This is a genomic window from Thermogemmatispora onikobensis (assembly GCF_001748285.1).
Classification (GTDB): domain Bacteria; phylum Chloroflexota; class Ktedonobacteria; order Ktedonobacterales; family Ktedonobacteraceae; genus Thermogemmatispora; species Thermogemmatispora onikobensis.
Genome location: NZ_BDGT01000054.1, coordinates 1 through 21,486 on the forward strand (window position 1 = coordinate 1; position 21,486 = coordinate 21,486).

At 62.4% G+C, this 21,486-nt stretch carries 18 protein-coding genes; 12 read left to right on the forward strand and 6 right to left on the reverse strand.

Translation table 11 applies throughout. From position 1 onward, the window contains the following. Positions 1–152: 152 nt before the first annotated feature. Complete coding sequence (locus BGC09_RS18420) at positions 153–413, reverse strand: hypothetical protein (protein WP_069805698.1); 261 nt, start codon at positions 411–413, stop codon at positions 153–155. Between the two features lie 98 nt (positions 414–511). After that, positions 512–787 carry a hypothetical protein gene (locus BGC09_RS18425; RefSeq protein ID WP_141727855.1) on the reverse strand — a complete coding sequence of 92 codons (276 nt, stop codon included), beginning with the start codon at positions 785–787 and terminating at the stop codon, positions 512–514. A gap of 195 nt (positions 788–982) precedes the next feature. Here BGC09_RS18425 and BGC09_RS18430 point away from each other — a divergent pair, with 195 nt between their 5' ends. The 3 genes from BGC09_RS18430 (at position 983) to BGC09_RS22310 (ending at position 1,866) form a co-directional block, all read left to right on the forward strand. Continuing rightward, complete coding sequence (locus BGC09_RS18430; protein ID WP_069805700.1) at positions 983–1,201, forward strand: helix-turn-helix domain-containing protein; 219 nt, start codon at positions 983–985, stop codon at positions 1,199–1,201. 90 nt (positions 1,202–1,291) lie between these two features. Then, on the forward strand, positions 1,292–1,549 hold the full coding sequence (locus BGC09_RS23550) for a helix-turn-helix domain-containing protein (protein WP_084659092.1): 258 nt from the start codon (positions 1,292–1,294) through the stop codon (positions 1,547–1,549). 62 nt (positions 1,550–1,611) lie between these two features. After that, the gene (locus BGC09_RS22310; RefSeq protein WP_084659093.1) at positions 1,612–1,866 is read left to right on the forward strand and encodes a helix-turn-helix domain-containing protein; all 255 of its coding nucleotides are present in this window, start codon (positions 1,612–1,614) and stop codon (positions 1,864–1,866) included. A 286-nt stretch (positions 1,867–2,152) separates the two neighbouring features. On the opposite strand, the gene BGC09_RS18435 is transcribed toward BGC09_RS22310, so the two are convergent. After that, positions 2,153–2,380, reverse strand: coding sequence for a hypothetical protein (locus tag BGC09_RS18435; protein WP_069805701.1), 228 nt, complete (start codon positions 2,378–2,380; stop codon positions 2,153–2,155). A gap of 403 nt (positions 2,381–2,783) precedes the next feature. Here BGC09_RS18435 and BGC09_RS18440 point away from each other — a divergent pair, with 403 nt between their 5' ends. The 3 genes from BGC09_RS18440 (at position 2,784) to BGC09_RS18450 (ending at position 8,562) form a co-directional block, all read left to right on the forward strand. Further along, a complete protein-coding gene (locus BGC09_RS18440; protein ID WP_069805702.1) occupies positions 2,784–6,305 on the forward strand; it encodes a winged helix-turn-helix domain-containing protein in 3,522 nt (1,173 codons plus the stop codon). 338 nt (positions 6,306–6,643) lie between these two features. Then, on the forward strand, positions 6,644–7,663 hold the full coding sequence (locus BGC09_RS18445; RefSeq protein WP_084659094.1) for an ABC transporter ATP-binding protein: 1,020 nt from the start codon (positions 6,644–6,646) through the stop codon (positions 7,661–7,663). Beyond that, positions 7,660–8,562, forward strand: coding sequence for an ABC transporter permease (locus tag BGC09_RS18450; protein ID WP_084659095.1), 903 nt, complete (start codon positions 7,660–7,662; stop codon positions 8,560–8,562). The genes BGC09_RS18445 and BGC09_RS18450 overlap by 4 nt, the downstream gene beginning before the upstream one ends. 249 nt (positions 8,563–8,811) lie before the next feature. Here the strand turns inward: BGC09_RS18450 and BGC09_RS18455 are convergent, their stop codons facing one another. From BGC09_RS18455 to BGC09_RS18465, 3 genes are all read right to left on the reverse strand, one after another. Next, on the reverse strand, positions 8,812–9,213 hold the full coding sequence (locus BGC09_RS18455) for a secondary thiamine-phosphate synthase enzyme YjbQ (protein ID WP_218104100.1): 402 nt from the start codon (positions 9,211–9,213) through the stop codon (positions 8,812–8,814). 203 nt (positions 9,214–9,416) lie between these two features. Continuing rightward, a complete protein-coding gene (locus BGC09_RS18460; protein ID WP_069805703.1) occupies positions 9,417–10,304 on the reverse strand; it encodes a class I SAM-dependent methyltransferase in 888 nt (295 codons plus the stop codon). 318 nt (positions 10,305–10,622) lie between these two features. Further along, the gene (locus BGC09_RS18465; protein WP_069805704.1) at positions 10,623–12,968 is read right to left on the reverse strand and encodes a DUF8189 domain-containing protein; all 2,346 of its coding nucleotides are present in this window, start codon (positions 12,966–12,968) and stop codon (positions 10,623–10,625) included. 440 nt (positions 12,969–13,408) lie between these two features. Here BGC09_RS18465 and BGC09_RS18470 point away from each other — a divergent pair, with 440 nt between their 5' ends. From BGC09_RS18470 to BGC09_RS18495, 6 genes are all read left to right on the forward strand, one after another. Beyond that, positions 13,409–14,374, forward strand: a complete 966-nt coding sequence (locus BGC09_RS18470) for an aromatic ring-hydroxylating dioxygenase subunit alpha (protein ID WP_069805705.1) — start codon at positions 13,409–13,411, stop codon at positions 14,372–14,374. A 159-nt stretch (positions 14,375–14,533) separates the two neighbouring features. Then, positions 14,534–14,740 carry a hypothetical protein gene (locus tag BGC09_RS18475; protein ID WP_069805706.1) on the forward strand — a complete coding sequence of 69 codons (207 nt, stop codon included), beginning with the start codon at positions 14,534–14,536 and terminating at the stop codon, positions 14,738–14,740. A 475-nt stretch (positions 14,741–15,215) separates the two neighbouring features. Continuing rightward, positions 15,216–16,904, forward strand: a complete 1,689-nt coding sequence (locus BGC09_RS18480; protein WP_218104101.1) for a type I restriction-modification system subunit M — start codon at positions 15,216–15,218, stop codon at positions 16,902–16,904. Continuing rightward, a complete protein-coding gene (locus BGC09_RS22315; protein ID WP_084659097.1) occupies positions 16,894–18,078 on the forward strand; it encodes a restriction endonuclease subunit S in 1,185 nt (394 codons plus the stop codon). Before BGC09_RS18480 ends, BGC09_RS22315 begins: the two co-directional genes overlap by 11 nt. Positions 18,079–18,103: 25 nt before the next feature. Continuing rightward, a complete protein-coding gene (locus BGC09_RS18490) occupies positions 18,104–20,992 on the forward strand; it encodes a type I restriction endonuclease subunit R (protein ID WP_218104102.1) in 2,889 nt (962 codons plus the stop codon). Further along, positions 20,989–21,372: a M48 metallopeptidase family protein gene (locus BGC09_RS18495; protein ID WP_069805708.1), complete on the forward strand. Its 384-nt coding sequence runs from the start codon at positions 20,989–20,991 to the stop codon at positions 21,370–21,372. Before BGC09_RS18490 ends, BGC09_RS18495 begins: the two co-directional genes overlap by 4 nt. The last annotated feature ends 114 nt before the right edge of the window (positions 21,373–21,486 follow it).

Consider the following 21,486-nt stretch of genomic DNA (forward strand, 5'->3'; position numbering starts at 1 on the left):
GAACCGACAGGGCTACCCCCGCGGGCCGCCACAAGGGCAAGCCGGCTACAGGTGCATCCAGTTGAGCAAGGAAGAATCTCAAGGAAAGGCAATGCACCGGGAACGTCCCCCCCGCTCTGACGGGTGGGTGGGCGCAACGTCCCGCCTGCTCGTCACTCTCTGCGCACCAACCCCACCCCGGCAGCCGCCGGCGTGAGCGAGGACGGCAGCAGACGAAAGCGATAGAGCAGATCGCGCTCGCTGCTGCGGGCTTCCCGATACCAAATCTGCACCTCCACTGGTACGATCACAAAACGCTTCAGCCGCCGGCAGTGCGCGAGCAGTTGATAGGGCCAGCGATATTCTCCCACCAGCGCCGCTGGCCGGCTGAAGCCCTCTCGCCTCGGATAGACGATCTCTAGTTCGTATCCCATAGCTCACGGTGCTCTTAAGTTCATTGTACTCGCAGGCCAATAGCAATGAATCGGTGTTCCTCATGCATCTTTAGTCACCATAACGGCTCATAGAGACTCTAACCATCCTCTCCAGGTCCGATCTCTGCCGCACTCCCCCCCAGCGGGCGCCGGATACGCCGCGCCCCCATCCGCAGGATCTCTTGCCCCCCACGCTCAACAACAATGGTGAAAGGATCAAAGGCCGGCTCGGCACTGAGCTCCCTGAGTATCCGCACAACACAGCGCTCACAGGTCGCTGGCAGCAGGAAGAGGTCCCCTCCCTCCTCGCGATAACAAATCACCAGGTACGGCTCCCTCTTCCTCCCTTCCCTCCCAACCGGCGGCAGGTTCATCTCTCACCTCCTGGTTTGTTCAAAACCTCACTCATCGAGATCACGCTCTAAGCATACCATTAAAAAGTCACGTAATCAAGTCATTCTATTAAGTCATCTAACAAAGTGACGCAAAGAGGTAAGTGCGAGTATTGGGCGACTAGGCTATACTCGCTACGTGAGCGCTTCTGAGAGAAAGCTCATACGAGCGGGAGTATGTACCGATTGCGGGTTAAAGAAGTCATCGAGGAGCAAGGCAAGACAGTGGGATGGGTTGCAAGAAAGGCAGGGTTGTCCGATTCCGTAGTCCGAAGAATGGTTAAAGATCCTGGCTACATGCCGCAGGTGAATACCATCATGCAAGTAGCCCGGGTGCTTAAGTGTCGAGTTGAAGACCTCGTCGAGTACATCCCCGATGAGCACGAGGAAGAGTAGCTTCTCATCAGAGTTGAGCACATCAGCACATCAGCATCAGTTCCCGCAATGTAGGGTTTGCAATCATACCCATATTAAGCAAGAATTTTTATGTATCGACTTAGAGTGAAAGAGGTTATTAAGGAGCTAGGAGTTACTCAGAGCTGGCTGGCACGCAATACCAAGATTAACGAGTCTATGATTAGAAGAATGGTGCATGATCCCAACTATATGCCTTCAGCAGCGACTCTAGCCCAAGTAGCCAAGGCTCTGCATATTCCAATGGAGGAGCTACTAGAGGAGCTTCCTGATCCTCCCCCCCCCATTCCTGCAAGGGAGCGCTACGGAAAAAATCGATCGAGCAAATGAGCAAAATCCTAGAGGAAGGACAAAACATTAGGAGCTTTTAGAACTCTAGCAGGGATGGCTAAATGTATCGCCTTCGAGTTAAAGAGGTTCTTGAGGCGAAAGGGATTTCTCCTAGCTGGATTATTCGCCATACGCGATTGGCTCGATCAATGGTTAGGCGCATGGTGCAAGATCCAACCTATATGCCACCTATCACGGCAGTAGCAGAGGTCGCTAAAGTACTGGGAGTAAGAATAGAGGATCTGATTGAAGAGATTCCTGATCCGCCGCCGCCATTCGCGCGTAAGGACCAACAGGAGGAAGAAGAGCAAGGATAGCATTTCTCTCCTTGGGGGCAGTGATCGTTAGCACAACAGCGCGCCTGGTCAGCATCGTGAGGGTGCTGGCCAGGCGCGCCTATGCAAAACTCGGAGGTAACCGCGTCTAGCATAAAGCAACGTGCCCGTTCTGTCAAGCCGGGCGGGAGTCATCGCCAAAGGCCCCATTTGTCGGAGGAGCTGGTCCAGAGCGCGGCGGCGCCTCCCTCGCAATCCACACAACAACATGGCAACTACGCACCATGTTTCTCCGGCACTGCCACTGGCCGCTCGTCCTTCCCTTTGCTCAGAGGCGAGAGCGAGAGCGAGAGTGCAGCCAGAGATTGACGAGCAGGGCCAGTGTCAGGCCCACGAGCAGCCCGATCCAGGCCGGTCGCCAAGGAAACGGCTCCTGCTGTGCCTGCAGCCGTGCGCCCTCTACCAGGCCGCTGCCCACATAGAGGAAGACGGCTAACACCAGCAGAGCCAGGCCCAGCCCGAGCACCACTGGTAGCAGCCGACGCCGACCAGCCATCTTTCTCACTCCTTCGCTTTTGCCTGGTTCTCACTTCGAGCGTGAGGGGTATCAATCTCTCAAGAGAGGCCAAAGCGTCACAGCCTGTTTCCCCCATATGATATAACACAGCAGCTCAGCGGGTGACAAGGCTGAGCCGGATCAGCCAGCCAGCGGCGTCGTCTTGCCGCTATTGCTTTCCAAAATGTGGCTGGAAGAGCGTGCCCGAACTTTGGTATACTGAGGGGAGGCAGGAAGCCCCGGCCCGCCCCAACGCAGCAGCGAGCAGGACAGGAAGGCCGCCGCAAGCCGAGGGGAGAACGTTTTGTTGCGATCGTGGTTATTGGGAGTATCCTGGGCCAGGAGCGGTGCCGGGCTTGACGAGCGGGCCGCGTGTCCCAGGCCCAGGGGAGGAGAGAAGACCTTGCACTGCGGCGAATCACCAACACCGACCCAAACAGCCAGCGAAATCGAAATCGTCTGGTTACCGAAGCAAGAAGACTACGCCCTCCGCCTCAAGCCAGACAACAGGCTGCGGCCCCTACCGCGGCAACAGGAGGAGTGGCGAACCTGGCTAGAGCGTCAGAGCGCCTTCACCTTCAAAGGGCAATGTGGTCGACTGATCGTGCGCCGCGAGACCCGCAAAGGGCGCCCCATCTACTGGTACGCCTTTCGTCACTGCCTGCACCGCACCTTTAAGCAGTACGTCGGCAAAACCGAGGCCATCACGCTCGAGCGTCTGGAAGAAGTCGCCGGCCAGCTAGAGCAGGCCTGTCTCCGCCTGCATGAGTACATGCGGGCGCGCCACGAGCAGAGGCTACGCGAGGCGGGTGAGCCGCTGCTGCTGGCCAAGCTCAGGCCGCCGACGCTGTCTGGCGACCTCATCCGTCGCGAGGCGCTGCTGGCCCTGCTCGACCGAGGAGGCGAGCGGCGGCTGATCCTTCTCTGCGCCCCGGCGGGTAGCGGCAAAACCAGCCTGATTCGCCAGTGGCTGGCCCACCGCCAAGAAGAGGCTGGCGCTGCGGGTGCCTCCCCCGTTGCCTGGCTGACCCTGGACGCCGCCGACAACGACGCGACGCGCTTCTGGCGCTATCTCGTCTCTGCCTGCGCGCCCTGGCTCACGCCTGAAGAGAGCCAGCGCCTCACCCCCGGGCCTTCCAGCGCGCTGGCCGCCAGCCTGGTTGGACTGGCGCCCGTCGGCGTTGCCGCCAGCGCCATCAGCGAGCCACTGACCAGCCAGCTCATCTCGCTGCTCAACCTCCTCAACGAGCGCGAAGCCCGTGGCCTGCTCATCCTCGACAACTACCACCTCATCAACACCGAGGCCATCCATCAGGTCCTGGCCCTCCTCCTCGACCACCTGCCCCCGGGCCTCTGCCTGGTCCTGCTCACGCGCGAAGAGCCGCCGCTGCCGCTGGCCAGCCTGCGCGCCGCCGGTGCCCTGCTAGAGCTACGCGGCCCAGAGCTACGCCTCTCCCAGGCCGAAAGCGCCGCCTTTCTGAGGCCGTACGGACTCAGCACCGAGCAGCTCGAACAGATCGATCAGCTCATCGCCGGCTGGCCGGCTGGTCTCCGCCTGCTCTCCCTCCTGCTGGAGAGCGCCCATCTGGCCGGAGAGCGCGACGGCAGACCGCTGGCCCCGCTGGCCCCCGCCGCCCTGGAGCGCCTCCTGAGCGACTTTCGCGGCAGCCAGCGCCCTCTCTTCGATTACTTCAGCAGCGAAGTCCTGCAGGGTCTGCCGCTGCACCTGCAAGACTTCCTTCTGCGCACCTGCTGGCTCCAGACCCTGCAGCCCGAGCTATGCCGGGCCGTCAGCGGCTACCAGGAGAGCGCCACCCTGCTGGAAGAGCTGGAGCGCAGCGACCTCTTCATCGAGCTGCTTGACCCGGAGAGCCGGACTTACCGCTATTACCCGCTCTTCGCCGAAGCCCTGCAGCACGAAGCCCGGCGCCGTCTGCCGCCCGACGAGGTCCGGGTCATCTACTACCAGGCCAGCCGCTGGTACGCTGATCATGACCAGTTCAACGAGGCCATTGAGCTGGCCCTGCAGGCTGGCATCAGCCAGTGGGCTGCCGACCTCATCGAGCGCCTGACTGTTCCCCTGCGCCTGCGCCTGCAACAAGACGACCAATCCCTGCAGCGTCTGCGGCGCTGGCTGGCGGCCCTGCCCGAAGCGATCACCTGGAGTCGGCCCCAGCTCTGCATTCTCAGTGTCCTGAGCATCCTGGCGACCCTCTTTGAGGAGCGCCGCAGCCAGCGGCGAGAGCGCCACCTGAGTTCCGCCGAAGAGGCGCGCATCAGCGCTCTGCTCAAACGCGCCGAGGAGTTATGGCGCGAGAGCAACGATCAAGAGGGGCTGGCGCGTCTGCACGCCTGTCGCGTCCTCGTGCTGGGGCGTCTGCCCGGTTCGCCCGAGGAGGCCGCCCGGCGCTTCTATGAGAGCGTCGTCTACGCGCGCACCGCCCTGGAGCACCTGGCCCCTGACGAGAGCGACTGGCGTCACTTCTGCCTTGATCATCTCTTTGCCCATGCCGTACAGAGCGGTCACCTCATCGAGGCTGACCAGCTCAGCCGGCAGATAGAGAGCCTCATGCAGCAGAGCGAGAGCAGCGACGAGGCTGACAGCTGGTCGAGAGGCATCAGCGGCCTGCGCGCCTTCGTGCTCAGCCTGCGTGGTCAGCTCTACGAATCCGCCCACCTCTATCGTCAGCTTGTCCAGCAGCACAGCCCACAGCACCCACTGACGTTGCTGGCCCGCCTGGGGCAGGCCCAGATCCTCTACGACTGGAACGACCTGGCTGGCGCCGAAGAGCAGCTTCGCCTGCTGGAGGAAGACCTGGGCCGCATCCAGGCGGAAGGCGGCAGCGACGAGGACGACGACCCGCGCAAGACCTTCATGGTCCCTCTGCTCAGCCTGCTTGCCGCCCACATGCGCACCCTCATCAGCCAGGCCCGCGGTCAGCTCGACGAGGCCTGCGCCCGTCTGCGTCGCCTGTTGCTGGGGATCAGAGAAGCCTTCCCCACCACGGACTTTCATCACCACCTGCTCAGTGACCTGCTGGTCTGGCTGGCGCGCCTGGAGCTGGCACGTGGCAATATCGAGGCAGCCCGCGACGGCCTGGACGAGCTGGGGCGCATCCTCGGGCTGCCCGCTGGCGCCCCGCCTGGAGAAGCCAGCCCATCCCTCGACTCGTCGGCCCAGGCCGCCCTCGCCTTCCCAGCCAGCGCCTCCAGCGCGCTCGATGAAGCCCCCGACAGCGAAGCGGAAGCCGTCCCCCGTGAGAGCGGCGCGCCCGGCGAGAGCCAGCCGGGTCCGCTCGCCATCGCGCGCCCGGCTTCCAACGCCCTCATCCTTGAACAATACCAGCTCCTCAGCGCCCGTCTCCTGCTGGCCGAGGGCCAGCTCCGGCAGGCCCGTCTCCTGCTGGAGGAGGTGCACGAGCGGGCCCGCCAATGCGGACGCGGGCGCGGCCTGCTCCTGGCCCGTCTCCTGCTGGCCCGCGCCTACGCCCAGCAGCGCGACCCCGTCCTGGCCGGGACTTACCTCTGCCGGGCCCTCGAACAAGGGCAGGTCGAGGGCCATCGCCGTATCTTCCTGGACGAAGGCGAACCGCTGGCCGTCCTCCTGCGCGAGCTGCTCCCGCGCGTGCGTGGCCAGATCCTGCGCGCCTACGCCGAGAGCCTCCTGCAGGACTTCGCCGCCGCGCGCAGCCAGCAGCCACCCATCGTCACCACCGTCGAGGCCGCCCTGCCCGAGCCGTTCTCGGTCCAGGAGCTGCGGGTCCTGCGTCTGCTGGCCCTCGGCTACAGCAACGCCGACATCGCCCGCGAACTCATCGTCTCGGTCAACACCGTGCGCACCCACGTTCGCCACATCTATCAAAAGCTCAACGTCCACAGCCGCCACCGCGCCATCGCTGCTGCCCGCCGCTACGGCCTTCTCTAGATGGGCCGGCGCAATCATCCCGGCCATCATCCAGAAGGATGACGCCCCCATCTTTCAGTGCGCGCTACACTAGCAACGACAGCAGCAGCGCACGGCCTCAGCCAGGTCAGGTCAGGTCAGGTCGGGTCGCCAGCGCGCCGGCCTGACCCTGGTCCCCGCCAGATCCTGCCCAGGAGAGGATAGCCAGGGAGGAGCAGGGGGAAGAGCACGCGGAGGGCAGGGTCGCACAGACAGCCAGAGACCAGGAGAGAGGCAGGCCGTGCCCAGGCAAGGCACCACGCATCTCTGAAGAAGCCAAGAGGGCATCACGCCCATGCAAGAAAGAAGGCAGAAGAGCTATGCAAACCATCATCACCAGCGAGAGCCAGCTCAGCCAGCCGGGACGCGCCAGAGCGGAGGCCGTCATCGAGGTTGAGGGCCTGGTCAAGCGCTACAAAAAAGCCCAGCGCAACGCCGTCGACGACGTCAGCTTCAGCGTGCCCGCCGGCAGCCTCTTCGCCCTGCTCGGGCCTAACGGGGCCGGCAAGACCACCGTCATCTCCATCCTGACCACCACCCTCAGCCCGACTGCGGGCCGTGTGCGCATCGCCGGCTACGACCTGGAGCAAGAGGCCGCCCACATCCGGCGCCAGATCGGCATCGTTTTCCAGAAACCAAGCCTGGACCAGAACCTGAGCGCCGAAGAGAACGTCCGCCTGCACGTCGCCCTCTACGGCCTCTACCCCTATCGCCCGGCTTTTCGCCTCATGCCCGCCGCCTACCGCCAGCAGGTCGAGGCCCTGGCCGAGCTGCTCGACATCAGCGAGAGCCTTTTCAAGCCCGTCAAGACCTTCTCCGGCGGCATGAAGCGCAAGCTAGAGATCCTGCGCGGTCTGCTGCACCAGCCCGCCGTTCTCTTCCTCGACGAACCAACGACCGGGCTGGACCCCGAGAGCCGACATAGCCTCTGGGACTACCTGCGGCGCGTGCGGGCCACCGGGCGCACAACCATCTTTCTGACCACCCACTACCTCGAAGAAGTCGAAGAGGCCGATGCAGTCTGCATCATGAGCCACGGCAAAATCGTGGCCGCGGGCACGCCATCCCAGCTCAAGGCCAGCCTGACGCAGGCCCGCCTCCTGCTGGATGCACCCGAGCGCGCCCGCCTGCGCCAGGAGCTGCAGCAGCTCGGGATTCCCTTTGTCGAGGCCGGGACCGCCTTCGAGCTGCCCATCGGTGGCCCCGAGGTCCAGCGCCTGTTTAAGCGCCTGGAGACGCCTCTCAGCCTGGTGCAGACACACGCCCCCAGCCTGGAGGAAGCCTACTTACAGATCATCGGTCGGCAAACTCTGGACAGTGAGGAGGAAGAAAGAGCATGACAACGCTTTCCCCCCAGTCGTCTTCCAGGCAGAGCGTGGCTCTGGCCACGGAAGCCAGCCAACACGAGGAGCTGCTGCGCCGCATCCTGGAGCCGCAGTCGGCCCAGCGCCCCCTAAACCGCACCTGGAACGCCATCGTGACCATCGCCGCCCGCGAGATCATGCGCTACCGGCGGGACAGGGCTTTTCTCCTCTTCTCGCTCATCATGCCCATCCTGCTCGTTCTGGGCCTGGAGGGACCGCTGCAGAGCAACTTTGGTCAGGCCGCCGGCTACAGCCTGGTGACCTTCGCCATCACCGGGATACTGGCCATGACCCTCTATGAGCATACCCTCCAGGGCATCCTCTCCTTGCTGGAGGACCGCGAGAGCGACTTCACGCAGGAGCTACTGATTGCCCCCGTCTCACGCTACGCCCTGATCGTTGGCAAGATCCTGGGGGCCTCGGTGGTTGCCCTGGCCCAGGGCTTGCTGGTTTTGCTCCTGGGCATCTTCTTCTTTCAGTTCCCGGTCTCGCCCACGGGTCTGCTCCTGCTCCTGCCCGTGGCGCTGCTCACCTGCTTCTCAGGCGGAGCCTTAGGCCTCCTCCTGCTCTCGCTCTTCAACAGCCAGCGCAGCGCCAACCAGGCCATTCCCCTGCTCCTCTTCCCCCAGTTCTTCCTGGCGGGCATCTTCATCCCCATGCGGAACCTGCCCTGGTACCTGGACCTGCTTTCGAAGATCACCCCGCTGCGCTACTCCGTCGACTTGCTACGCAACGTCGTCTACAGCGGCCAGCCCGAGTACGCCAAAGTCGTCCTGGAGGGGCCAGCCATCAACCTGGCGGTCGTCTGCGTCCTGACCCTGCTCTGTCTGGTCGCGGGCACCATCCTCTTTGTCCGCAGCGAGCGCGAACGCTAGCCTGAGCCGGCGCGTGAGCAAGCGAGCAGCTCCTGGCGCTCCCGCGCCTGGAAGCGGGCCTGGGAGCGCCAGGATCAGCGGCTAGAAGAGGGCCGGCGGCCAGTGTTGGATCTCTTCCGTAAAGAGAGAGACATCGATGGCGACCTTGCTCGGGTCATCGCCAAAGGTATAGAGGGGATTACAGGCGGCGCGCTCACTGGCGCCGCCGTCGCGTTAGGTCAGGGCAAGGCGGTGCAGCCGGCCCAGACCTCAGCCGAAGCAGGTCAGGTGCAGGGTGCGGCGCCGTGGCCCATCCAGCTCGACCAACACGAGGCGCTGCCAGGTACCCAGCAACAGGCGGCGCTGAGCATAGGGCACCACCAGCGATGGCCCGATGAGCGTCGCCAGAATGTGATCGGGCGCATGGGCTGGATCATGTGGATGGCGATAGCGGATCGACGGTAGCAGGCGACGCAGGGCCTCGAGGAAATCGAGATCGGTGCCCGGGTCGAGATCCATCGCCGTCACGGCACAGGTCGTATGCGGCACAAAGATCGTACACAGGCCGCTCTCTTGCTGGACATCGTGGAGGTAGCGCGCCACTGTATCGGTAATATCGATGATCTGATCCTTGTCGCGAGTTTCAATAGCCAGAATCTTCATCTCAGCCATAGGTTACTCCTCCTGGATGTAGCAGCAACATCTCTCTGTCGCGTCAACCCAGCGAGTGAGCGAGCCAGCCATCCAGCCAGCAAGGACGCACAGGGGAACCCGCGCGAATGCGGAGGGGTATCCTGTCCGGCCTCTCACTTCCAGCGCGCGACGGCTATCGGTAGCTCAGCAGGCGGGCTAGAGCTGTCGCCAGGTCTCTCTCTCTAGCTGGGTTTGCGCCCGCAGACGGTCAAGGCATAGCAGAGGCCGACGTGGTCCTCGCTGAGCATCTCCACCAGCATCCGCTCATAGAGGTCATCAAACTCGGCCTCGCTCAGCGAGGCGAAGCGCAGCAAGAAGGGCTTTGTCAAGGCGAAGGCCACTTCCGCATCTTTGACGCTGATAGCGTACATGTCGCTGCCATAAGAGCCATCGACCACATAGGGCACCTTGCGGATGGCCCCAAAGCCGGCCTCTAGCAGGAGCTTACCGAGGATATAGGGGACGCCGCTGGTGCGACCATCGACCGAAAAGGTGCGCTTCATACGGGCCAGGGCCGTGTAGAGATGGCCCATCATCTGCTGAAAGGCAGGGCTATTGGTCACTGTCAATTCAGGCTCTGAGAGGCGTAGCAGGCCGCCGGGGCGCAGCAGGCGCCAGCACTCAGCGATCAGCGACCGCCAGCTCTCCTGATCCATAAAGGCGAAGATCCAGCGGGCATTGATCAAATCAAACGAGGCATCGTGAAAGGCCAGGGGCTGGCGGGCATCCATCACTTCGAAGGAGACGTTGGCCAGGCCGCGCACGCGGGCCTGAGCGAAGGCGTAGCGGATCATCGTCTCACTGATGTCGAAGCCGACGATCTCCATCGAGGGATAGGCTGCCGCCAGGGAGAGTGCCCAGCCACCGGGGCCACAGCCGATATCAAGGACCCGGCGCACACCGCTGAGTTCCTCCGCCGTGAATTCCGGCAGCAGGCCGCCCATCGCCTGCGTCAGCAGCTGGTCCTGCATCATCAGACGCGACGTTTCGGCGGCATCCTCAGCATCGATCGTATACTGGCTCTGGGCAGCAGGCTCGGAAGAGGGGGCAGGGTGATCAGAGGTAGCCATGAGTTTCTCCGTTCCGTCCTTTCTCTGAACTCCAGCGAACGGTGAGGCCAGGCGCATTCGGGACAGGCAGCGAAGCGGTCGACAGGGAAGTTGAGCTCCTCAGCGAGCGCTAAGGCTGTCGATCGCCCTTATGCCAGCGGTCTGCGTCGGCCAGACAGGCAAGCAAGCAGACACCTTATCGAAGTTTCCAGGTGCGTGTGGGCGCGGAAGGCAGCATTTCCTTCTTGCTTGCGGCCAGGGCAACCCACAGGGACACGCTCCAGGATAGACTATCAGGAGTGGCAAGTCAAGCGGGAAGAGGCAACACAGCAGCCCGGCTTAGTTGAGCACTGTCCAGGGGTGCCAGCTGCCGTCAAACCACAGGTGCTGCAGGGCATTTGTGTCGGTACGAGCAAATACATCGATGTAGGCAGGGCCCCAGGAGATGGCGGTTGGCGATGAGGCCAGGTGTCCGCCGAAGGACTCCCAGGGGTGCCAGCTGCCGTCGTAGGCCAGGTGCAGAAGCGAGCCGGCGGGCGAGCAGGCGAAGACATCCAGGCGGCCAGCTCCCCAGGAGGCCACGGTCGGATCGTAGATGAAGCTGCCGCCGAGGGGTTCCCACGGCCCCCAGCTCGTGCCAAAGGCGCGATGCCAGAGGGCGTTATCGCCGCCGCGGGCGAAGACATCCAGGCGGCCCGGGCCCCAGGAGACGGCTGCCGGGGCCGAGGTGATGACGCCGCCCAGCGACTCCCAGTCATGCCAGAGGCCGTCGTACCACTTATGCCAGAGGGCGTTATCGACGCCGCGGGCGAAGACATCCAGGCGACCGGCGCCCCAGGAGGCCACAGCCGGATTCGAGGTCAGGGAGCCGCCCAGGTTCTCCCAATCGTGCCAGGAGCCATCAAACCAGCAATGCAGCAGGCTATTGTCGACGCCGCGCACGAAGAGATCGAAGCGCTCAGGGCCCCAGGCCACGGCCACGGGATCGAAGGCCAGTGAGCCAGTGAGCCGCTCCCAGGCGCGCCAGTGCCCATCGAAATGGCGATGCCAGAGTGTATTGTCGGCGGCGCGGATGAAGAGGTCGAGCTGGCGGACGCCCCAGGAGGCCAGGGCGGGACGGCTGTTAATGCCCATGATGAGGGCCTGGGCGGTCGCCTGGGCCTGTGGGGTTGGGCTGGCCGGCTGCCGGGTAGGCGAGGGTGAGGGCCTGGCCTGGGCGGTGGCCGTAGGACGCGGGCGAGAGGCGGGCGCCGGAGGCCGTCCCAGCAGGCTGCCCAGGGAGGCAAGTTGCTCCTCCAGGGCGCTCACGGCGAGATCGCCGGTCGCGGCGCTGAGCAGGGCCAGGGCTCCGATTCTGAGCAGGGCCTGACGGCGAGAGAGCGGCTGCGCCTCCGGCAGGGGCTTGCCAAGGGGCAGCGCCTTCAGCGCGGCCTGGAGCCAGCGAAGCGAGCGCCGTGGCGAGAGAGAGGGAGGAGCGGGAGTCACTGGCACCGCCGGGAGCAGGGCCGAGCGCGGCCTGCTGGCGCCTGCACTGGCATTGGCAGTCTCGGCCTCGGCCTCGACGCCAGCGAGGGATGGCGCCGCAGCCTCAACCGAAGTCGCCTCGGCTGAGGCTGCGGCTGCGGCTGCAGGGCTGTCTGCGCGAGCTTCGGAGGCGGAGGACTCCGCGCTTTCCGAGCGCCCGGCACGCGCCAGCAGAGCGGCGGGCTGAGCTGGCTGAGGTCCCGTTTCAGTAGCCGAGGCCAGGCGCGCGGGCAAGAGCAGCGGCCTGCCTGGGCGCCACGGCTCCGCCTCTGCTGGCGCGGCGGGAGCGGAGACCATCAGGCGAGCCGCCGGAACCTCAACAGTTGGTTCATCGGCGGCCTGAGCGAAAGCGGCCTCCAGGGCGCGGGCAAAGTCAGCGACGCTGGCAAAGCGCTCGCGCGGGTCTTTGGCCAGGGCTTTGAGGACAACCATCTCGATGGCCGGAGAGAGGGCAGGCTGCTTCTCGCGTAGCGGCGGCGGGGGCGCCTGCAGATGTTGCAGGGCGACGAGCATCTCACCCCCCACAAAAGGCGGACTGCCGCAGAGCCACTCGTAGACGACCACGCCCAGGGCATATTGATCGCTGGCTGGCGTTGGCGCTCCATCGATCTGCTCCGGCGCCATATAGGTCGTGGTGCCGGCGGCATTGGGCGGAGCGTACGGCGTGCGCGTCACGCCGGCCCCTGGCGCACGCATGGCGATGCCAAAGTCGCTCAGCAGGAGCACAAAGTTGTCGCCGAGCAGCATATTCTCAGGCTTGACATCGCGATGGATAATCTGGCGCTCGTGCGCATACTGCAGGGCCGCTGCCATCTGACGCACGTAGGAGAGGACGCGCCCCGGTGTCAGGACACTGCCAGTGGGATGGCGCTGGCGCAGTGAGCCGTAGGGGGCGTAGTTCATGACCAGATAGGGTGTCTCATCTTGAATGCCGAATTCCAGGACGCGGATGATATTCGGATGCGAGAGACGCGCGATTGTGCGCGCCTCGGCCAGGAATTGATTGAGAGCGTCCTGTGTCAGGCGCGTCTGCAACACCTTGATCGCTGCTGGTGTCTTGAGATAGATGTGCTCGCCCAGGTAGACGCGGGCAAAGCCACCGCTGCCAAGCACCTTGAGCAGACGGTAGTTACCGAGTTGTTGCCCTGCATAGTCTATCATCGGCCCGTCTCGACCCTGTCCTCTGATTGCGTTGCGTGCCTTGTCTGCTTTCCAGGGATGCTTTCCTATGCTTCGCTGTGTCTCGCCGTGATGCGCTTCGCTGGAGCAGCCGCCTTCCTACTCCCCTCGGGCTTATTATAGCGTACACTCCCTTTTTTCGGGACAAAAGTCCCATTGAACAGGAGAAAATAGTACTTCTAGGATCACTTTTCCCTGAAGCCTGCCTCTCCGGTGGAGGAAAGGCTGCCAGTTGTCGGCTCCCGCGCTCAGCGGCTATACTGAAGCATAGCGGTCAGTTGACGGCTGATCCCCGCGCTTCCTGCGATCCCCGCGTCCAGTCTAACCAGGTCTGGCCAGGGGAGGGAGGGAGGGAGGGAGGGATCGGCCTCTGGCAGTCCATCAGCCTGTAAGGCGACGAAGGGAGCGACGAGCAAGGCCCTATGTTGAATGATCCTGTTTTGCTTAACGATTGGCATGTGGTGGCGTATGCGCCGGCTTTACCCGAGCGCCAGCCGGTGGCGGCGCGCTTGCTGGATGAGGATCTGGTTCTGTGGAAGGTCGACGGGCGTGTCCACGTCTGGCGCGATCTCTGTGTGCATCGTGGCGCGCGCCTCTCACTGGGGCGCGTTGAGGATAGCTGCTTGGTTTGTCCGTATCATGGCTGGACCTACGATGAGGAGGGGCATTGTGTGCGTTTCCCGGCCCATCCTGAGCAGAAGCCACCGGCAACGGCCCACGCGCGCGTCTATCGGAGCTGTGTGCGCTACGATTGGGTCTGGGTGACGCTGGGGGAGCCTCAGCATGATGTGCCGGTTTTTCCCGAGTGGGATGATGGCAGTTTCCGCAAGGTGCATACGGGCCCGTACTCTATTGAGACCAGTGGGCCGCGCGCGATCGAGAATTTCCTCGATGTGGCGCATTTTCCGTATGTGCATGCAGGTCTCCTGGGCGATCCGGCCCACGCGGCTATCAATGATTATACGGTGGAGACGGGCGATGATGGTATCACGGCGCGCGATATTACGGTCTGGCAGCCGAACCCCGATGGCAGTGGTCAGGGCGCGGAGGTGACCTATACCTACCGCGTGCTGCGTCCGTTGACGGCCTATTTTGTGAAGACGTCGCAGGGGCCGCGCTTTGCGATGTTCTTTACGGTGACGCCGGTGAGTGAGCGCCGCTGCATCGGCTGGCAGTATGTGGCTTTGAACTATGGGGAGCAGAGTGAGGAGGAGATTCGGCGCTTCGAGGATATGGTGATGCAGCAGGATGTTCGTGTGATTGAGTCGCAGCGTCCCGAGCTGCTGCCGCTGGATCTGCAGGCGGAGCTGCATCTGCGCTCGGACCGGACAGCCATCGCTTACCGCCGCTGGCTGCGTCGTCTGGGGGTGACTTTCGGGACGGCTTAAACGCTGCCTCTTTGCACATGGGGTGGCTTCCGTTCCTGGCCGTCGCTTCTGGTCTGTCCTTTTTGCTTGTGTGACAGGAAGAACACGATAGAGACTGTTACTGCCGGTCATGCTATTCGTCTTCTCCAGTAGAAGAAGGCGCACAAAGAGGGGCAACCAATGAGCGCGACCTCTCACCCGCCCGAGGTGGCGCGGCTGGTTTCGCATCGGCGCTGTGTAGAGCGCATCCGCCGCGCCTGGCCGGCTTTTCTGGAGCGCCGTCGCCAGCGTCTGGCTGAGCAGGAGCGCTACGGAGGCGGCCACCAGTCTGGGGCGTATGCCCCATCAGCGCGGCGATGCAGCGGAGATCGACCGTCAGCTGGCTGATGCGTTGGAGCAGTTGGGCTATGCTCCGGGTGAGCAGGGGCAGGCGCCGGCTCCGTCGGCTTGCCCGTCCCAGCAGGAGCGTCGTGCGGGTGGTCGTCATGCCATGAGAGAAGAGCAGAGTTCTTCTTGAGTGAGGGCGTCTGATCGTATGATCGCGACCTCAGTTTCCTCAGCTAGCGTATACTCGCAGCTCGTCCCTTTGCGATGTGAGGGGAGGCGGCCAGAGCGGTGTTGCAGGCGGCGTTAGGGCTGGCGGCACCTGCTCTGGCTGCCTTTTTTGTCGCAGTCAGACCCTCGACCGCGCTTTTGGTCTGCCGTATCCGGGCCAACTGGGGAAGAGCAGACAGGCGTGGGCGATCGCTTCAGCACTCCGGTCCAGCAGCTACCTACGGCGCCAGGAGGCTTGTGAGGAGGTTTCGGCACGTGTATAATAGGGGCTTGCTCAACTCGACTCCGCTGCGGAAGGAGGTCCCTTGTGCCGCGCAAGAAGAACGGGAAGCCGGGGAACAAGGGTAATGGCTATCAGGTCGATCCCCAGATGGCGCAGAATCCGGTCTTGCCACTGGCGCTGCGCTCCAATGAGCATTTGACGATCGCTGAGCTGGAGCAATGGCTCTGGGATGCCGCTTGTGCGATCCGTGGGGCGACCGATGCGCCGAAGTTCAAGGATTTTATTCTGCCGCTGGTCTTCTATAAGCGGCTCTCGGATGTCTTTGACGATGAGTGCGCAGACTGGAGCAAGCACTTCGGCGATGAGGCGGTGGCGCAGCAGTTTATTGAGGAGGATCACCGTCAGGCGCTGCTGGAGGGACGCAGGCCGATGGTGCGCTTTCTGATTCCGGCGGCCTATCGCTGGGAGCAGTTGCGCAATCATGGTCTGGCCGGGTTGGGTGAGTTTGTTTCGGAGGCGATGCAGCAGGTGGCGAAGCTGAATCCGGCGCTCGATGGGGTGATCAATGTCCGCGATTATAATGAGCGCCAGGGCGGTCAGCGGACGCTGGACGATGAGCGGCTGGCGGCCTTGATTGAGGTGATCAGTCGCCATCGCCTGGGTTTGCGCAATGCGGAGCCGGATGTGTTGGGCCGCGCCTATGAGTATCTGCTGCGCAAGTTTGCTGAGGGCCAGGGACAGAGCGCGGGCGAGTTCTATACGCCGAAAGAGGTGGGCTGGCTGATTGCGTCGCTGCTCGATCCGCGCCCGCGCAGTACGATCTATGATCCGGCCTGCGGCTCGGGCGGGCTGTTGATTAAGGCGCGCCTCTATTTCGAGGAGCACCATCCCGAGGAGCGTAGTAAGGCGCCGCGCCTCTTTGGGCAGGAGCTGAATCCGGTGACGTTGGCGATTGCCAAGATGAATATGTTCTTGCACGATTATACGGATGCGCTCTTGCTGCCGGGCGATACGCTGCGCCGGCCCGGTTTTGTGGCCGAGGGGGCTGGCCTGCGTCGCTTCGATTATGCGGTGGCCAATCCGATGTGGAACCAGGATGGCTACGATGATGAGTTTTACGATCATGATCCGTATGGACGCTGTCAGGGTTTTGGGAAGCCGCCGGCCCATTCGGCAGATTGGGGCTGGATTGAGCACATCTATGCCTCGCTGAATGAGCAGGGACAGGCGGCAGTGGTGCTGGATACGGGAGCGGTCTCGCGCGGCTCGGGGAGTAAGAATAGTAACCGCGAGCGCGAGATTCGGGCGTGCTTTGTGGAGCGGGACCTGATCGAGGCGGTGATTCTGCTGCCCGATAATCTGTTCTACAATACGTCGGCGCCGGGCATTGTGCTGTTGCTGCGTCGTCAGAAGCCGGAGGAGCGGCGCAATCAGTTGTTGCTAGTGAATGCTTCGCAGCTCTTCGTGAAGGAGAAGCCGAAGAATGTGTTGAGCGAGGAGGGGATTGCGGCAATCACGGAGGTCTACCGGGCCTGGGAGTCGCGCCCGCGCTTGAGCCGGGTGATTACGCTGGAGGAGGCGCGCGCGACGGATTATAATTTGAGTCCGTCGCAGTTTGTTGATACGACCCCGGCGGCGAGCTATCGCCCTCTGCCGGAGATCCTGGCCGATCTGGCCCGCGTTCGTGCTCAACGCGAGGAGGCTGAGCGAGAACTGGAGAGGCTTCTCTCCAAACTGAGTATAAAGCAGGCACCGATAGAGCATGGCTGGTAGCTGGAAACGTGTCCCTCTCGCTGAAATTGCAGAGTTTACAAGCAAGCCTAGAGAACTGCGGCTTGCAGACTATAAAGCTATTCCTTTTGTACCTATGGAGCTGATCCCTTCCGATAAAATAGCTATTGACGGCTTCTTAATGAAAGATCCATCTGTAATATCAAGCGGCACCTTCTTTAAAGAAGGGGATATCCTTCTCCCCAAAATTACGCCTTCTTTCGAAAATGGTAAGCAAGCAATAGCTAAAGATTTACCTTTACCATTCGGGCTAGCAACTACAGAAGTTATACCATTAAGAGAAAAAGCTAATATTAGTGACAAGCTCTTTTTATTCTATTTCTTGCTCAAAGGTGATGTCCGACAGAGCTTAGCCAGCAAGATGGAAGGGACAACGGGACGACAAAGGCTCAACACCGAAGCGCTGAAAACCCTACCTGTACCGCTCCCCCCTCTTCCCGAGCAGCGGGCTATCGCGCGTGTGCTGCGCGCCGTGCAGGAAGTGATGCAGGCCCTGCGGCGCGAGCTGGAACTGGAGCGCGAGCGCAAGGCTGCCCTGATGCACCACCTCTTTCGCTATGGCACACGCGGCGAGCCAACCAAGCAGACGGAGATCGGCGAGATCCCGCAGAGCTGGAAGGTGGTGAGATTGAGAGATATAGTTACTCTACAAAGAGGGGTAGACCTGCCCATTCAGAGGCGGTCGCCCGGGACGATCCCCGTCGTTGGCTCGAACGGTATTGTTGGCTGGCATAATCAAGCACTATCAGACGAACCTGTACCAGGTATCACAATCGGACGCAGCGGCAGTGTTGGTTCTCTATGCTATCTGGAGCAACCTTACTGGCCTCTGAATACAGTACTCTATGTTAGTGACTTCCACGGTAATGACCCCCAATTCATTTACTACTGGCTACATCTCTTCGGTTTTGAGAAATACAGTCAGGGGGTGAGTGTCCCCACTCTCAATAGAAACAGCGTCTACCCTATCCTCTTTCCATTGCCACCTCTTGAGGAGCAGCTTCAAATCGCCCAAATCATGGCTGTCAGCGACCTCAAAATCACCGCCCTTGAACAAGAGCTAGCCCTCTATCAAGAGCTTTTTCGCGCGCTGCTAGAAGAACTCATGAGTGGTCGTCTCTCAGTTCAGCCGCTTCTGGAGCAGGAGCCGGCATGAGACACGTAGAAGGGAGCATAACATCGTGGGCAAAGAAGAGAAGACCGTACAGGACCCGCTGATCCATTACGCCGGCCAGATCGGCTGGCACTTCGTCAACGCCAGAAGCGCCCTCCAGCGACGCGGCGGTCCCCAGGGCCGTTTCTTCCGCGACACCCTGGAAGAGCAGCTCATCCGCCTCAACCCTGGCCTCGTCAACGACGAGCGCGCCAGCGAGATCGCCAACCTCCTGGCCAGGCTCCCCGCCAGCATCGAAGGCAACCGCCAGGCCCTTAGCTGGCTGCGCGGCGAGCAATCCCTCTACATCCCCGCAGAGAAGCGTGAGCGCAACATCCGCCTCATCGACTTCGACCAGCTCGACAACAACATCTTCGCAGTCACCAAAGAATGGTCCCAGCGCAACGACCTCTACACCAACCGCGCCGACATCATCTTCCTCATCAACGGCCTCCCCGTCGCCATCGTCGAAACCAAAAAAGCCACCCTCGCCGAGGGCCTCAGCCTCGGCGTCGACCAGCTCCGCCGCTATCACCGTGAAACCCCTGAAATGCTCGTCATACCCCAGGTCTTCGTCGTCACCCAGCTCTTCGACCTCTACTACGGCGCCACCTGGAACACCGACCGCAACAGCCTCTTCAACTGGAAAGAGGTCGTTGGCCCCCTCAGCACCTTCGAACAAAAGGTCTGCGACTTCTTTGATCGCCGCCGCTTCCTGCGCGTCCTGCGTGACTACCTCATCTTCCTCACGCGAGACGACCAGCTCAGCAAAGTCATCCTGCGCCAGCATCAGATGCGCGCCGTCGAAAAAGTCGTCGCCCGTGTCGAAGAGGGCCAGAAGCGCCGCGGCCTCATCTGGCATACCCAGGGCAGCGGCAAAACCCTCACCATGCTCACCATTGCCGCCCGCCTCCTGCATGCCCCTCAGCGCGAAAAGCCCACCGTCATCATGGTCGTCGACCGCAACGAGCTAGAGCAGCAGCTCTTTAAAAACATCCAGGCCTACGGCCTGGGCAGCGCCAAAGTTGCCGAAAGCAAGAAGGACCTGCAGGACATCCTCGACTCCGACTATCGCGGCCTGGTCGTCACCATGATCCACAAATTCGACGGCATCCGCCCCCAGAGCAACCCACGCAAGAGCATCGTCGTCCTCGTCGACGAGGCCCACCGCAGCACCGGCGGCGAGCTGGGCACCGAGCTGATGGCCGCCCTGCCCAATGCTACCTACATCGGCTTCACTGGCACCCCCATTGATCGTCTCTCCCGGGGCCAGGGTACTTTCAAGGTCTTCGGCTGCGAAGACCCCGAGGGCTACCTCGACAAATATTCGATCGCCGACTCTATCGCCGATGGCACTACCGTCGCCCTCAACTACGCCCTGGCTCCCTCTGCCCTGCGCGTCGACCGCCAGACCCTGGAGCGCGAGTTTCTTGAGCTGACCGAGGCCCAGGGCGTCAGCGACATCCAGGAGCTGAACGCCATCCTCGACCGCGCCGTCAAGCTCAAGGAGATGATGAAAGCTCCCGAGCGCGTCGACGCCATCGCCCGCTTCGTCGCTGAGCATTTCTTGCAGAATGTGCACCCGATGGGCTTCAAAGCCTTCCTGGTAGCCGTCGACCGCGAAGCCTGTGTTCTCTACAAGCGCGCCCTCGAGCGCTACCTGCCCGTCGACTGGATCGAGGCCGTCTACTCCCCCTCCCACAAGGATAGCGGCGACCTCAAGGCCCTGGCCCTCAGCGAAGATCAGGAGCGCGCCATCCGCCGCGACTTCCTCCAGAAGCAGCGCCTGCCCAAGATCCTCATCGTCACCGAGAAGCTGCTCACCGGCTACGACGCCCCCATCCTCTACTGTCTCTACCTCGATAAGCCGATGCGCGACCACGTACTGCTACAGGCCATCGCCCGCGTCAACCGCCCCTACGAAGACGGCGAGGGCCAGGTCAAGCCCTACGGCTTCATCCTCGACTTCGTGGGCCTCTTCGACCAGCTCGAAAAGGCCCTGGCCTTCGACTCTGACATTGTACAGAGCGTCATCCAGGATATCGAGATCCTCAAGCAGCTCTTCGCCTCCTGGATGCAGAACGAGGCTCAGCCACACCTGGCCTATGCTCGCGCCCTCCAGGACGACCAGGGCTACGAGCGTGCCCTGGAGTACTACTTTGACGACAAGCAGCGGCGCCAGGATTTCCTGACCTTCTTCCGCCGCCTGCAAAACCTCTACGAGGTCATCGCTCCCGACGCCTTCCTTCATCCCTATTTGGAAGACTACCAGGCGCTCGCCGAGCTGTACGCCATCGTCCGCCGCGACCTCGACCTGGTTCCTGTCGACCACGAGTTGACCGCCAAAACCAAGGCCCTGCTGCGCTCGCGCACCAGCAGCAGCACACCAACAGCCCCGGAGGCCGTGCGCGAGCTGAGCATCGAACGGCTGCAAGCCCTCAAGAATAGCCGTCTCTCTTCTTTAGGAAAGATAATCAATTTGCGTAAATTGCTCTCACTGACCGTCGAAACCAAAGCCAGGCAAGAGCCGCATCTGGTCTCGATCGGCGAGCGCGCCGAAGAGGTAGCGCGCGAGTACGAGGCGCGCCATGTTGCCACTCAGCAGGCCCTCGACGAGTACGAGAAGCTGGCCGAGGAATATCTGCACGCCAGCGAGGAGCGTCAGCGCCTGGGTCTGAACCCGAACGCCTTTGCTATCTACCAGGAGCTGCGCCGGCAGGTGGTCACCGCCAGTCCACAACAGGCTCAGGCTCTTGATGAGGCCTTTCGGCATCATCCCGACTATGAATGGAATCCTACCGAAGAGAGCCAGTTGCGCGCCGAACTCTATCGCCTGCTGTATCCTGTGTGTGGGGTCACGTTAGCGGTGAGCCTTGCCTCAAAACTGTTACGTCTGGAGCGAGTAAAAGAAGCATGACAGCGCCCAAAAAGAAATCGAAGCGACAATCCCCTGAAGAACCGCAATACTGGTACGACGATGAAGAACTCCGCTGGGCCGTGCGCTACTGGGCGGCGCGCATCGGGGTCAAGGTGCCCCAGGTGCGTTTCCAGCGCATGCCTGATGCCTGGGGACGCATCACGCCAAATGGCTGGCTGGCGCTTGATCCCACCTTGCTGACGCTGCCGCGCCCCTTGGGCGAGCTGGTGATCGTTCACGAACTCGTACATCAGCTTGCCCCCAATCATGGCCGGGTCTTCAAACTCTTCATGCATGCCTATCTGCCCGACTGGGAAGAGCGGGAGCGCGAGCTACAGCGCTATGCCCAGACCCCGGACGAGCGCAGGCCAGCCCCCTAACGAGGCGAGGATGGCAGCCAGGAGGGGCCGAGGCCGAGGCCGGCCTGATCTGGTCTGACCCCTCCTGGCTGGCACCTGTTAGTGTGGGCTTTCTACTGCAGCTAACTAGCCAGG